General features: G+C 39.3%; 14 protein-coding genes and 1 pseudogene. 6 read left to right on the forward strand and 9 right to left on the reverse strand.

From position 1 onward, the window contains the following. Positions 1 to 68 precede the first annotated feature (68 nt). The 4 genes from AMD27_RS18215 to acnD form a co-directional block, all read right to left on the reverse strand. Positions 69 to 239, reverse strand: a complete 171-nt coding sequence (locus AMD27_RS18215; RefSeq protein WP_228140756.1) for a zinc ribbon-containing protein — start codon at positions 237 to 239, stop codon at positions 69 to 71. Positions 240 to 427: 188 nt separating this feature from the next. After that, the gene (locus AMD27_RS18220) at positions 428 to 595 is read right to left on the reverse strand and encodes an antitoxin (RefSeq protein ID WP_228140665.1); all 168 of its coding nucleotides are present in this window, start codon (positions 593 to 595) and stop codon (positions 428 to 430) included. 157 nt (positions 596 to 752) lie between these two features. After that, entirely contained in the window at positions 753 to 1,481 is a 729-nt protein-coding gene (locus AMD27_RS12705; RefSeq protein WP_067661157.1) for a hypothetical protein, read from the reverse strand. An 87-nt stretch (positions 1,482 to 1,568) separates the two neighbouring features. After that, entirely contained in the window at positions 1,569 to 4,187 is a 2,619-nt protein-coding gene (gene acnD / locus AMD27_RS12710) for a Fe/S-dependent 2-methylisocitrate dehydratase AcnD (RefSeq protein WP_067661159.1), read from the reverse strand. A gap of 456 nt (positions 4,188 to 4,643) precedes the next feature. Between acnD and AMD27_RS12715 the strand changes: the two genes are divergently transcribed. From AMD27_RS12715 to AMD27_RS12725, 3 genes are all read left to right on the forward strand, one after another. Continuing rightward, positions 4,644 to 5,054 (forward strand): hypothetical protein, encoded by a 411-nt coding sequence (locus AMD27_RS12715; protein WP_150115778.1) that lies wholly within the window; start codon positions 4,644 to 4,646, stop codon positions 5,052 to 5,054. 188 nt (positions 5,055 to 5,242) lie between these two features. Then, positions 5,243 to 5,914 (forward strand): hypothetical protein, encoded by a 672-nt coding sequence (locus AMD27_RS12720; protein ID WP_150115779.1) that lies wholly within the window; start codon positions 5,243 to 5,245, stop codon positions 5,912 to 5,914. 39 nt (positions 5,915 to 5,953) lie between these two features. After that, the gene (locus AMD27_RS12725; RefSeq protein ID WP_067661165.1) at positions 5,954 to 6,682 is read left to right on the forward strand and encodes a YgfZ/GcvT domain-containing protein; all 729 of its coding nucleotides are present in this window, start codon (positions 5,954 to 5,956) and stop codon (positions 6,680 to 6,682) included. Positions 6,683 to 6,693: 11 nt separating this feature from the next. Here AMD27_RS12725 and AMD27_RS12730 read toward each other — a convergent pair whose 3' ends face one another. Continuing rightward, the gene (locus AMD27_RS12730; protein ID WP_150115780.1) at positions 6,694 to 7,833 is read right to left on the reverse strand and encodes a PQQ-dependent sugar dehydrogenase; all 1,140 of its coding nucleotides are present in this window, start codon (positions 7,831 to 7,833) and stop codon (positions 6,694 to 6,696) included. Between the two features lie 183 nt (positions 7,834 to 8,016). Then, positions 8,017 to 8,262 carry a hypothetical protein gene (locus AMD27_RS12735; protein ID WP_067661168.1) on the reverse strand — a complete coding sequence of 82 codons (246 nt, stop codon included), beginning with the start codon at positions 8,260 to 8,262 and terminating at the stop codon, positions 8,017 to 8,019. Between the two features lie 334 nt (positions 8,263 to 8,596). Between AMD27_RS12735 and AMD27_RS12740 the strand changes: the two genes are divergently transcribed. Continuing rightward, complete coding sequence (locus AMD27_RS12740) at positions 8,597 to 9,394, forward strand: tetratricopeptide repeat protein (RefSeq protein ID WP_067661170.1); 798 nt, start codon at positions 8,597 to 8,599, stop codon at positions 9,392 to 9,394. A gap of 109 nt (positions 9,395 to 9,503) precedes the next feature. On the opposite strand, the gene AMD27_RS12745 is transcribed toward AMD27_RS12740, so the two are convergent. Further along, on the reverse strand, positions 9,504 to 10,430 hold the full coding sequence (locus AMD27_RS12745; protein ID WP_067661172.1) for an AEC family transporter: 927 nt from the start codon (positions 10,428 to 10,430) through the stop codon (positions 9,504 to 9,506). 121 nt (positions 10,431 to 10,551) lie between these two features. Continuing rightward, complete coding sequence (locus tag AMD27_RS12750; protein ID WP_067661174.1) at positions 10,552 to 11,661, reverse strand: NADH:flavin oxidoreductase/NADH oxidase; 1,110 nt, start codon at positions 11,659 to 11,661, stop codon at positions 10,552 to 10,554. 617 nt (positions 11,662 to 12,278) lie between these two features. Between AMD27_RS12750 and mutM the strand changes: the two genes are divergently transcribed. Together mutM and AMD27_RS12760 are read left to right on the forward strand one after the other, a co-directional pair. Further along, positions 12,279 to 13,133, forward strand: a complete 855-nt coding sequence (mutM, locus tag AMD27_RS12755) for a bifunctional DNA-formamidopyrimidine glycosylase/DNA-(apurinic or apyrimidinic site) lyase (protein WP_067661176.1) — start codon at positions 12,279 to 12,281, stop codon at positions 13,131 to 13,133. Then, positions 13,130 to 13,411, forward strand: coding sequence for a peptidylprolyl isomerase (locus AMD27_RS12760; protein WP_067661178.1), 282 nt, complete (start codon positions 13,130 to 13,132; stop codon positions 13,409 to 13,411). The genes mutM and AMD27_RS12760 overlap by 4 nt, the downstream gene beginning before the upstream one ends. A gap of 47 nt (positions 13,412 to 13,458) precedes the next feature. On the opposite strand, the pseudogene mscL reads toward AMD27_RS12760, so the two are convergent. After that, positions 13,459 to 13,891 (reverse strand): annotated as a pseudogene (mscL, locus tag AMD27_RS12765) (large conductance mechanosensitive channel protein MscL). Positions 13,892 to 13,992 lie beyond the last annotated feature (101 nt).

The following is a 13,992-nucleotide window of genomic DNA, read 5'->3' on the forward strand; positions in this document are numbered from 1 at the left end:
ACAAAAAAGCCCTATTGGATAATAGGGCTTTTGTTTAAAAACAGGGTTATCTGTTTTTTATATTTCGCTTAGACATTCTTATTGTTAAATTGATTGCCTTGGCATTTGGTACACGGGGGTAAACGGTCTGTACCAATTTCTAAGTAAGCGCGGTGACCGCACTGAACGCAAAAATAGAAGCCTGTTCCAGGTTTAGAGCCAGCTATAACCATTTTCGTTCTCCGTGTTGTTTTAGAAATGGTGCATCGAGTATAACTTAGGCAAATGGATTGTAATTGACCTAATTGTTACAAGATGATGGCAGATCGGTTAACGATTATTTCGCTATAAAATTTTACTACTTTAGAGATTTGCTGATCCGATTTTCTACTTAAAGTCCTTCTACTCGTAAAAATTCTTTTTATTTTTCAATTTAGATAAATTCTCGTTATTGTGTTGTTTCATCTACTGTTGTTTCTTCATAAGAGTCGTCTGGCATTTGTGACAAAACTTTAAATAGATGATCTACTATGATTGGTTTTTCTCGCAGTATGATCTCATCACCACGACGAAAGATTTCGACTTCCTTGCCTTCAAAGCGAAATTCTTTAGGCAAACAAGTGATTTAACTGAGACCTGTCATAAAAAGTTTTGCAGTAGTCATGAAACTACTCCATTAGTTTTGGGGTATATCGTATGCCAAGTACCAAAAGTTTAAATTACAACCAATTATTATTCCTATTAGCACTTTAAATCGCACATTATTTATATAATTAAACTTTATGCTTCTGTAAGCACTCATGAACTAATTTTGTTACTTCTTTAAAGAGTTTAGGTGTTTGTTCACCACTATAAAGTACAGTACTTGGATTTAACCCTTTTTTTATACAATTATAATAAAGCTCTGATTCGTAATAGATTCTTCCAACAAAAAAAACCAGATGGCACTTCCACTGTTCATCTTCATCCAAGTCGCCACTAATTTTTCCATTTTCTATTAGCAGTTCCTCAATCTTTATAGATCTAGAGTTAATTATAGTCCTTAACTTTTTCTTACTTTCTTCAAAATTCCACTGATGAGCAAAATCATTTCTTATTTTTCTAAAGCTATTAAGCTCAAGTAAAATATCTTTACTAAGAAGATCAAAAATATATGCAATTTGAATTCTGTTGGAAAAACTAGATACACTCCCAAAGCCATCTAAAATAGACTTTGAACCTCCAGGAACACCTTCAGGTATAATTCTTTTAAGAAGTCTTTCAAAACACTCATCAGCAAAAGAGCACAAAATTATTGGTAAATATTTTATATCTTCTTGAATGATCAAGTCTAAAACTTGTTCTAAATCTTTTAAATTTTCGTAAATACCTCTATCACACTCTTCAATAAATAGTTTTATTTCATGTTTGTGAAAGCTAGTTTTATAATTTCTATATACTTGTAATCCATTCTTGTCAAAATCACTCAATTTTAATTCATTTATATCATCATCGTAATTCATCTATTATCTCTCAATATTTCCTACAAAAAACCCCACACAAATGTAGGGTCTTTTTAAAACAATATCAAATACTTTCAGCTTAATTTATCAAGCCACATTCCCTTCCAAGAAATCCTGTGCAAAGCGTTGCAATACCCCACCCGCTTCATACACATGCACTTCTTCTTCGGTATCCAAACGACAGGTCACAGGAATCTCTAAGATTTCATTTTGACCATCCGCCGTTGAACGCTCAACCACCAAAGTCAAGGTCGAACGCGGTGCAATGTTCCCAATCACGCTATACAGCTCAGTACCATCCAACTTCAAGGTTTTACGGTCAATACCCGCTTTAAACTCAAGCGGTAACACGCCCATACCGACCAAGTTAGTACGGTGAATACGCTCAAAGCCTTCTGCCACAATCGCCTCAACTCCTGCAAGACGCACACCTTTCGCAGCCCAGTCACGGCTAGAACCCTGACCGTAGTCTTTACCTGCAATGATGATCAGTGGTTGCTTACGGTTCATATAAGTTTCAATCGCTTCCCACATACGCATCACTTCGCCTTCAGGCTCTACACGCGCTTTCGAACCTTGTTTGATCGTACCATCAGAACGGACTACCATTTCATTAAACAGTTTCGGGTTGGCAAATGTCGCACGTTGCGTGGTTAAATGGTCGCCACGGTGCGTTGCATATGAGTTAAAGTCTTCTTCAGGCAAGCCCATTTTCTTCAAATATTCACCCGAAGCACTGTCGAGCACAATCGCATTCGATGGAGATAAATGATCTGTGGTGATGTTATCACCTAAAATCGCAAGTGGACGCATATTGGCGAGTGTACGTGGTGCTGCAAGTGCACCTTCCCAATACGGCGGACGACGGATATAAGTACTTTGCGGACGCCAGTCGTAAAGCGGACTTTCAGATTTGGCATTCACGCCCAAATCAAACATTGGGATGTAGATTTTTTTGAATTGCTCAGGCTTAACCGCAACCTTCACCAATGCATCAATTTCTTCATCCGACGGCCAAATGTCTTTTAAGTAAATTGGATTACCGTCTTTATCGTTTCCTAGTGAATCCGTTTCGATATCAAAGCGAATCGTACCCGCAATCGCATAAGCCACAACCAATGGCGGTGAAGCCAAGAACGCTTGTTTTGCATAAGGATGGATACGACCATCGAAGTTACGGTTACCCGAAAGTACCGCAGTCGCATACAAATCACGATCAATAATTTCTTGCTGAATGACTGGATCTAAAGCACCCGACATCCCGTTACAGGTGGTACAAGCATAGCCCACGATCCCAAAACCGAGCTGTTCTAAATCTTTCAACACGCCTGCTTCTTCTAAGTAAAGCGCAGCTGCTTTAGACCCCGGTGCAAACGATGATTTTACCCAAGGTTTACGTATTAAACCCAGTTCATTGGCTTTACGAGCAAGCAAACCTGCTGCAACCGTATTACGTGGGTTAGAGGTATTGGTACACGAAGTAATGGCTGCAATAATGATGGCACCATCTGGCATTAAGCCTTCAGCTTCTTGCGCACGAGCAGCATCCAAGTTACCTGCAATGCCTTTGGCTTTTAAGTCGGATGTTGATACACGTGCATGTGGATTCGATGGCCCTGCAATGTTACGTGTTACGCTCGATAAATCAAAATGAAGTACACGTGGGTATTTCGCTTGTGTCATGCTTGACGCCCAAAGACCAATTTCTTTAGCATACGTTTCAACAAGTTTGACTTGCTCAGGCTCACGACCAGTCAGCGTTAAATAATCAATGGTGTTTTGGTCGATGTAGAACATCGCAGCCGTTGCGCCGTACTCCGGTGTCATGTTCGAGATCGTGGCACGGTCACCGACTGACATGCTGTCTGCACCTTCACCAAAGAATTCTAAATATGCCCCCACGACACGTTCTTTACGCAAGAACTCGGTTAAAGCCAACACGATATCGGTTGCGGTAATGCCAGTCTTACGCTGACCGACGAATTCCACACCAATAATGTCAGGTAGACGCATCCAAGAAGCACGACCCAGCATCACGTTTTCAGCTTCTAAACCGCCGACTCCAATCGAAATCACACCCAACGCATCAGTATGCGGTGTATGTGAATCTGTCCCCACACAGGTATCTGGATACGCCAAACCACCACGGTTTTGAATCACTGGAGACATTTTCTCCAAGTTGATCTGGTGCATGATGCCGTTACCCGCAGGAATCACATCGACATTTTCAAAAGCAGTTTTGGTCCATTCAATAAAATGGAAACGGTCTTCATTACGACGGTCTTCAATCGCACGGTTTTTCTCAAATGCATCGGGGTCAAAACCACCGAACTCGACTGCTAGCGAGTGATCGACGATCAACTGAGTAGGAACCACAGGATTGACTTTGGATGGGTCACCGCCCTGCTCTGCAATCGCATCACGTAAACCTGCAAGGTCGACTAGTGCGGTTTGACCTAGAATGTCATGACAGACCACACGTGCGGGATACCATGGAAAATCATGGTCTTGGTTATTAAAAATCAGTTCTCTTAAAGATTGCTCTAAAATCGCAGGATCACAACGGCGTACCAATTGCTCAGCCAAGACTTTGGACGTATAGGGTAAGGTTGCATATGCGCCTGGCTGGATATCTTCAACGGCTTGACGCACGTCATAGTATTCGAGCTGGGTGCCTTGCAACGGTTTACGGTAATTGTTATTCATCGCGATCCTGCCTTTTTTCTTTACTGTATTTATTGTTGATTGATTTCAATCACAGTTGGGGCATTGTACGCTGTCAAAATAGCATTTCCCAAATCATATATATTTCATATACTTATATATAAAAAATGGGGTTTTAGACATAATTTGTTACATAAACTTTGGAATAATTGCTCTAAATGTGCTTTTTTTCTTAAAATAGTGGAAAATTAGGCTAATTCTTTAGTATTAAAAGCCTTATTCGGATTAAAAATAATATCGTTATGCTCATTTAATTTGATTTTTTGTAAAAATCACTCTCAATTTGAACCCCAATCTAAATGCAAATTAGGTCACAACAATCAACCAAAATAATGACCTACGACGTGTTTACTCTGTATTAATTTATGTTAATATCATTTTTCAAGAAATATAGTTTTAACACTCAATAACAAAATTTAAGAAATAATAGGTCTATTTATGTCAAATTCAATGCGTTTTTTTAGTGTTTTTATTTTAGCTTCAGTGCTGAGTGCTTGTGGTGGTGGGGATGGTAATTCAAGTTCTTCAGGCACTGCTCAAAGCAATAATAGTGGCAGTAATTCAGGTACCACTACTGGCTCTAACACGGGTAACAACTCAAATAATAACAACTCCGCTGTGGTTACTGCACAGTGTGTAGAAGCAAATTCCACTTTGTCAGTGACCGCTACAGGTTGCGTGACTTCTGGAACCAATCCTAAAACTGCTGTTTGCGTAGCATCTGGAAGTTCACAAACACTTAAAATGCTGACCGGAACCAACAAAACTGCAAGCGAAGTGATCAATGGCGGCAGTAGCTTTAGTGGTACAGCTATTTCAATCAATGGCATGAAATATGTCTGCGCTTAATCTTTAAGCATTAAATTCAGCACTCAACATCCCTCCTATCCAATGATTGACTTGGTTTTTCCGATGATGGTTGGATAGGGGTTGAATAAAGATTGAAATAATACTGATCGCTAAATCTATTTTTTAAAATTGAACCGAGTATGTCAAAGTCACTAACAATAATAATAATCGCTCTTGTAAGCTTTAGCTTGGGGTATTTTACGTCAACATTGTCTTCTCCAACTTTAGAATCTGCATTCCCATCAAACGCAAACAATGACTTACCAACCGCAGACTCAGGTTTAATCAATCAACTGAGTAATAATTTGAATCAGGTAAATTCATCGAATGTGGTGATGCTCAGTCAAAACAACCAAGAAAAAATTATTGAAATTTTAAACAATTTACCTGAATCCAAAATTGATCATTATCTGGAACAAGCATTCCCTGATCAGCATTTTGAAGGCATTGGTAATAAAAGAAAATTCGCCGAAAGATTGCTTGAAGAAATGAATCAAGATCAGGATGAATCGAATACTTTATCGGGTAAAGTCCTGATTTCAACCACGCCTACACTGCCAAATGCTTCAACGCCACTCAACGAAGTTCATGAACAACAGTTCATTTATGCACATTTTGATACATTTGGAAAAGTCCCGCCTAACACGCAAGTTTTTGTGAAATGGGTCAATCAGGATACGCAAGAACTTGTTTTATTTTCACCTAAATACATTGTTGAGAATTCACAACAGAATTGGGTCAGTGCTGTTCCTAGTAAAGGTTGGCAACCTGGCAGATATGACGTTAAATTTTATCAAATGACAGATTCGTTAACCCCAATCGCACAATCAAGTTATACTATTGACTCTGTCGTAAAATAAGATAGTTCCTCATCACTTGATATCAATTTGGATTTGAATATGTCTCAAGAGATACTTGGTTTTGCTCAGTTCACTTTAATTGGTGTAGATGCGCAAAAATTCCTTCAAGGTCAAGTGACCTTACATGTTGAACGCCTTGCAGAAAATCTCACCCGCTATACCGCGATCTGTGATTTAAAAGGTCGTATTCACTTTGGTTTATGGCTGACCAAAATCAATCCTGAACATTTTGAAATTGTGACCACACAAGATCAAGCAGAAGAATTTGCTAAACACATTAAGAAATTTGGTGCATTTTCAAAAATGAAGCTTGAAGAAACTGGTCAGGTTTACCCTACTGTTCAAGATGGCACGACCACTTTCTCAGCGGAAACAACCGATCTTGACGCATGGCAAGTTCAAGCCATTCAAAACGGGCAAGCCTATATAGATCAAGCCATTGAGCATGTGTTTCAACCACAAGAACTACGCCTACATCAACGTGAAGGCGTTCACTATGACAAGGGCTGTTATTTGGGTCAGGAAGTCATTGCACGTTTATGGTTTAAAGCAAAGCCAAAAGCGTGGTTGCATGTGATTCAGGGCACTGGCGCAGTTCCTGTAGAAGCGGAACAATTGCATAAAAGCGTGCAAGTGGTAAACAGTGCAGCATTTGAAAATGGTTATGTGGCACTGGTGGTTGCACGTCCTGATGCATTAGCTGAACTTGATGTTAGAGTTTTGGATTTACCTGAATATTTAAATGGTGATGTGGCGAGACCGCAATAAGTCCATACATGTCAGGAAGAATTTTTCTTTCTGACATAATAAACCACACCACTTCTATCATCTGAAAAATAAAAGGAATTTGCATCAATACGGTAAATGTCTGCAGGTCGTCCATTCACTTTTTTACCGACTAAAAAACCATCCATAAAGGTTTCTAATTTTTGCCCTTTGCGCATAATCACAATTTTGTAACCATGACCAATCGACTCATCGGTTGAACCATGCAAAGCGACTAAAAAAGCATTTTTGATTGTGTCGTCTGTGTTTGGATCATCAAAATAATCAAAACCTAGTGCAGATGAATGCGATGAAAAATAAGCATAAGGTGATGGTACATTTTTACACCGTGAGGCACGTTTAAACTTCTGGTCTGCATAAACCTTACCATTGGTTGAATAACAAGATGGCCAACCATAATCAGCATCACGTTTCAGTGCATAAAAAGTCTCATCAGGTTTATTTTTACCTAAATGATCTGAACCTTGATTGGTGGCAAATAAAAATTTCCCAATCCACTTCAAACCAACGGCATTTCGTAACCCTGTGGCGTAAATCTTTTGTTCAGAACCATCAGGGTTCATCTCTAACACTGTCGCTCGAATCTTTTCTTTCTCCACACATGCATTACAGCTTGAACCCACGGACACATAAATTTTTCCATTTCCACCAACTGCAATGGTTCGTGTTAAATGCCAACCACCATATTTATAACTTAAGCCATAATCAGGAAAATTCACTAAAACTTCGACCTGAGTCGTTGGTTTGATTTCGCCACGGGTAAATTTTCGCCGGGTTAACTGATGAGTTTCAGCCATATATAACCAATCTTGCCCATTCGAGTCGGTATAAAATTGGACTGAATTTGGATTTTTCAAATCCACCATATAAGGAGTTATTTTGCCGAATTTCCCAGTTTCAGCATTCCATTCATCCAAACTATAAACGATGCCTTTTTTATTGTCGGTCAAATCGTGCATATCCGTGACAAACATTCTACCATCGGGCGCTTTGGTAAAAAAACGAACGCGTTTTAAACCCTCAGCCGCAGGAATGATGTCGTAATTTGCTGGAAGGTTTAAAGAAAAGCGCTTGCCATTTTTCAAGTTGATTTGATGAGGAACAAGATCTGGCTGTTCAGCTAAAACGGCCATTGACCCCATTAAACATATGAATAAGCTTAAGAATATTTTTATCATTTTAGAGTATATCTCTATTCATATTATGAACAGTAACCTTCTTTTTTTGAAGTACTTGGATAAAAGACTCATCCAAGTACTTAAACCATTTTTAGAGCCTTATTGAACAGTTCACTCATTTTCAATGAATATTAAGTATCAAAAATCATGAAAAAGCTTATTCATGTCTTTACAAACATAATCTTTAAAATGATAAGCACGTGCATGCTTTGCATCAAATTTCGCTTCAGTTTCACCATCTTTAAAAATATAAACGCGATCATCTTTACTCACTAAAAACTGACCACCCAACTTCATTAAAAGTGCATCAATTTTTTCTTCCTCAGGAATCGATTCATCCTCAAGAACTCTTAAATAGTTACGTTTAATACTTTTAATAAACATGGTTTTCTCACAGATGATATACCTGACAATTTAATCAGACTCTGCTTGCTAAACCAAGCTTAAAGCAACATTTCATCGATCTGTTTGAGCTATACATAGTCCTTCATTTATACAATTGCTCTTGAAAGTCGGTTTCACTCATTTGATGCAATACATAAAACTCATCTGAGCAGTATAGACATATTCAAACAAGACAAAATGAACAAATAACTCAGTTTAAGTACATATCGTATATTTACATTCACACAATAGATACTATGATGAAAGTGAAATTTAAACGCCTATATTGTGTTTATGCATGAGAATAGGTTGCCGTATATAAGGTTATAAAAATATGAAAAAAATTCTATGTGGTGCTTTGCTGGCATTGGCAAGTTCAGTGACTTTTTCTGCTGCGCCAAGTGTTGGACCTGAATTCACGAAAGTTCAAGAACTCATTAAAGCTCAAAATTTTAATGCTGCTTATCAGGAGCTTGAACGCCTTTCAAAATCTGGCAATGCACAAGCTACTTATAATTTGGCGTACCTCACCCAAGCAGGTCAAGGTACCAAACAAGACAATAAAAAAGCCGTTCAACTATATGAACAAGCAGGCGCTAAAGGCTATGCACTTGCGAACTATGTGTTGGCTCAAAACTACGCAACGGGTGGCTTAGGGCTACTAAAAAATGAGAAAAAATCACGCGAGTATTTAGAAAAAGCCGCGGCTCAAGGCTTTGATGATGCCATTGTAGAACTGGCAGTGATACTGTTCTCAGAAGGCAAAGACAGCTCAGATAAGCTTGCGCTACAAAAGCTTGACCCTTTAATTAAAAAAGGCAGCTACCCTGCCATTCATGCCAAAGCCTTGTATGACATTTCAGTTGGTTTTAAAACCAAAAAAGAAGCGCCGATTAAAACAGGCTTAGCTAGCATTCAAGATCTTGGAAAAAAAGGTTACATTCCAGCGCTCATGGCCATTGGCAATATGTTTGTGAATGGTAATATCGTGCCGCAAAATCTGCCTGAAGCGAAAAAAATATTTACTGCTTTGGCTCAACAAAACGTCCCACAAGCCAAACAAGGCCTAGATGTGGTGAATAAAATGATCGCTGAAAATGCCAAGAAACCTGTGGCTAAAGCGAAATCTTAAATTCATGTTTTGATTAATACCAGCCTGATCTTAAAAAAGAGCCCTGATTAAATCAGGGCTTTCTTATCATCTTCTTTACAGCGATTTGAAATTCAAACAAGAGTAAATCTCAACTCCACCATAAGGTAATGAGTGAGGCGGAAACCATAAAGCCGAAAATCGTGCTCATGAGTAGTGGCGTAAGCGCTTGATCCTTTAGACCATAGGCCTGCCCCAGCATGCCAAAAATGGTCGGCATCGGTAAGGAGGCAATAATGGTCCCTGCATAAATCATTTCCTGACTGGCATCGGTTAAATAGGTCAAACCTAAAAATACCAATAAAGGCATGATCAAATTACTTGAGATTACCAAATAAAGACTTTGTGTATTGACGTATTTTAGCGTGAGTCCAACAATGCCACCGCCGATAGAAAATAAAGCCAATGGTGAGGCGGTTTGTCCAAGCAGTGCCAATACATCATCGAGATAACGCGGAATTCTGATCTGTAAAATGGCGCAGCCAATGCCGATGATGACGCCCATAAACAAGGGGTTTTTAAGCAAAGTCAAAACCGTTCGTTTTGAAATAGACCAAAGATTGGCTTGTTTTTGCCTACTCAGCTCTGCCAAGACCAATACAGTCGGTATCAGCAGTAAACTTTCAATAATCACCACCAATGAGGTATATGTCATGGCTTTTTGACCCATCAGCAAGGTCAAGACAGCCGTTCCGATCAGTCCTGTATTGGACATGGACGCGCCCAAAGACAACACCGCAGATTGAGATTGATTATTTTTAAAATAATGCGAGACCAGAAAAAATGCCACGACATAGAGCAGCAAGGTCACAATACTATAAACAAAGAAATATCCGGGATACCAAATTTCATGTAAATCTTTAGAGGCGAGTGACTGCAAAAATAGCGCAGGCAATGCAATTTTGATTACGAAAGCACCCACAGTCGCAACGTTTTCTTTAGAGAGAAAATGGAATTTTACAGAAGAATAGCCTAGAGCCAGTAACAAAAAAATAGGCATGATGACTGCAAAAACCATGTAAAACGATCCCCTTCAAAATATTCAATTTAAGCGATAATAAAAAACCACTTTAAAACCCAGTCTGATCCAATTCATAAGGAAAAGCGAGTTTTAAAAAGTGGTAAGTCGTACTCTAAATTTAAAAAGCTTTAAATAGCGCTTTCAAACCATGTGGCTGACAGCGTAAATACTGTGGACTAATTTCAATCTCTGCGCCTAGGCTGGCTGCTGCATGCCATGGCCATCTTGGATCATAAAGCATTGCCCGTGCCAGTCCAATCGCATCTGCTTGACCCTGTATTAAAATATCTTCAGCCTGCTGAGCTTCTGTAATCAGTCCGACTGCAATCACAGGAATGCTCACATTTCGTTTAATCGCTTCAGCAAAAGGCACTTGATAATTCGCCCCGATTTTAATGTCTTGCTCAGGATGTAAGCCACCCGACGATACATGAATATAAGCCACGCCCAATTGCTCTAAGGCTTTAGACAAACCAATGGATGAGTCTATATCCCATCCCCCCTGTTCATTCATCCAGTCCGATGCTGAAATTCGAACCCCGACTGGGTAGCCTTCAGGAACAACATTTTTAATGGCTTGTACCACTTGTAAGGTCAGTCGAATACGATTTTCCAAACTGCCGCCATATTCATCACTGCGCAGATTCGACAATGGTGATAAAAATTGATGCAACAAATAACCATGTGCGGCATGTACTTCGATCAAATCAAAACCTGCATCTACGGCACGAACAGCTGAATCGGCAAAATCAGCAATCAATTCATCAATTTCAGCAGACGTTAATGCATGCGGTGCACTGTCGGAAGAGTTAAACGGTAAATCACTTGCTGAAACAGTCTGCCAGCCATGGGTCTGCTCTGGAGAAAATTGGCCTTTTCCATCCCAAGGTTTATCTGTAGAAGCTTTACGACCAGCATGCGCCAGTTGCACGCCTATCGGCATGGGAGACAAAGATTTAACTTTGACCAATAAGGCTTTGATTTGGGCGCGTTGTAGGTCATTCCAAAGCCCTAAATCTGCATAGCTGATCCGTCCTTCAGGTTGTACCGCAGTTGCTTCAACAATGCATAAGCCTGCACCAGACAATGCATAATTCGCCCATTGTTGTTCATGCCAGTAGCTCGATTCGCCCTGCTCAGATGCCGAATACTGGCACATAGGTGCAATAATGATTCTGTTCTTTAAATGAAGCGATCCAAGCTGAATCGGTTGAAATAATAATGACATGCGATGACTCCTTTGTGCGTATTCAATCTATAGCAAATACTCTTCACCTCATTCAACGGCAAAAAAGAAACAGACCTGCTTATGAGTCTGTGTTTGAGTGCTAAAAATGTAATGTTTTTGAAGACTACATTAAAATAATACGTGACCCCAAACCCAATACCAACTCATTATTCACCTTGTGACTTGGGCTTGTGTTAATCACATATTGAATATGATGAGCGTAGCATTAACCACGGCATTGGGTTATCGCTTTAGTTAAGCTCAATATGATATCCGCACTGACATCAAAAACAGCCTTGCCTGCTGCAAAACACTCGTTCACATATACGCAGTTCAACGCTAAACCCAAGATATCATTCGGCGATGAAACCACCAATCCTAAATATTTCAGACCCAGTTACTGTGAATGATCGACTTTAATATTCATTTATAACGCTCTTTAGAAAATATCTCATCTCAAACCAGAGACTAAAATTTAAAAATGAAATCCTTATTCCTCTCATGAGTGTTTCATAAGAGAGAAATCGAATAAATTCTATTAAAGGGTTATGAACCAGACTTGTAATTCCAAGTGCTGAACCCGATATTAAACACATCCTTTTTGCAAATAAAAGCGCATGCCTGAATTACCTGAAGTTGAAACCACCAAGACCAGTCTGTTACCGCTGGTTGATCAAACCGTCTGTCGTGCTGAAGTCAATAACTCGAGTTTGCGCTGGCCCATTCCCCATGACCTGAATAAATTGGTGGGGCAAAAACTGATTCGACTCACCCGCAGATCAAAATATATTCTTGCTGAGTTTGAACAGGACACCATGCTTTGGCATTTGGGAATGTCTGGAAGCTTTCGTTTATGTGATACACAGACTGAACTGCGTAAACATGATCATTTAGTGATTCAATTCGAAAACACTGAACTACGTTATCATGACCCACGCCGTTTTGGTTGTATCTTATGGTTAGATGAATCATCGCAAACCAAACTCATCGACACACTGGGACCTGAGCCTTTAAGTGATGCCTTTAATGCTGACTATTTGGAAGCTAAATTTAAGAATAAAAATGTGGGTGCCAAAGTTGCGATTATGGACAATCATATTGTGGTGGGGGTTGGAAATATTTATGCCACAGAAAGCTTATTCAATTTAGGTATTCATCCTGCACAACCCGCTTCGAGCTTAAGTCGACAGCAAATTGAAACATTTGTTGTTGAAGTCAAACGGATATTAAAACAAGCGATTGATTTGGGTGGCTCCACCTTAAGAGATTATACCAATGCCATGGGTGAAAATGGGTATTTCCAGCAAACGCTACTTGCTTATGGCCGGGCGGGTGAAATGTGTGTGAACTGCGAAACCACTATGGAAAATTTAAAACTCGGACAACGTGCTTCGGTTTTTTGTCCGCAGTGCCAACCCTTAAAACAAGTTAAAATCGCCAGCAAGAAAGCAATTAAGAGTAAAAAAGCATGAAATCAGCCATTGTTCGACATATTTTGGTCAAAGACAAAGACTTGTGTGAGCAGCTCAAAAAGAAAATTAAAGCAGGTGCTGATTTTTCTAAAATTGCTAAACAATATTCAACTTGCCCATCAAATAAAAAGGGTGGAGAACTGGGGGATATTAAAAAAGGTCAGTTGGTCGCTCCGATTGATAAAGCTGTATTTACTTTACCTGAGCGTGAACTTCATGGACCCATTAAGAGCCAATTTGGCTGGCATTTACTCGAAATCAAATTTCGTATGGATTAAAAAAACGGCACTTTAGGTGCCGTTTTTTAAACTTCAAAACCTAATGATTAGATTTGAGGACGTTTTTTTAATTCGTCACGAATTTCACGCAGTAACTCGATATCTGCTGGAGTCGCTTCTGGTGCAGCTTCTTCAGTTTTACGCATACGATTCAACACTTTAACCAATAAGAAAACCACCCATGCCAAAATAAGGAAGTTCAATAACACTGTTAAGAAACTACCATAGGTTAAAACGTTTACGCCTGCTTTGGTTAACTCATCGAGCGAAGATAAGTTATTTGGGTTATCTCCCAATACAAAAAACTTCTGAGTGAAATCAACACCACCACCGGTGATCACAGTGATTAAAGGCATAATAATGTCTTTCACCCAATGAATCAATAATCTTACCAAACGCACCACCAATGATGACACCAATGGCTAAATCCATCATATTGCCTTTTACAGCAAATTCTTTAAACTCTTGAACAATACTCATCTAATACTCCAAAAAATATTTTGCTCATTATTTTAAATTTTATACAAGGAATTGTTCATTTTAAGCACAGAACAGATTTCCCCAAAAATCCCATGTAATTT

It is taken from the genome of Acinetobacter sp. TGL-Y2 (assembly GCF_001612555.1).
Taxonomy (GTDB): domain Bacteria; phylum Pseudomonadota; class Gammaproteobacteria; order Pseudomonadales; family Moraxellaceae; genus Acinetobacter.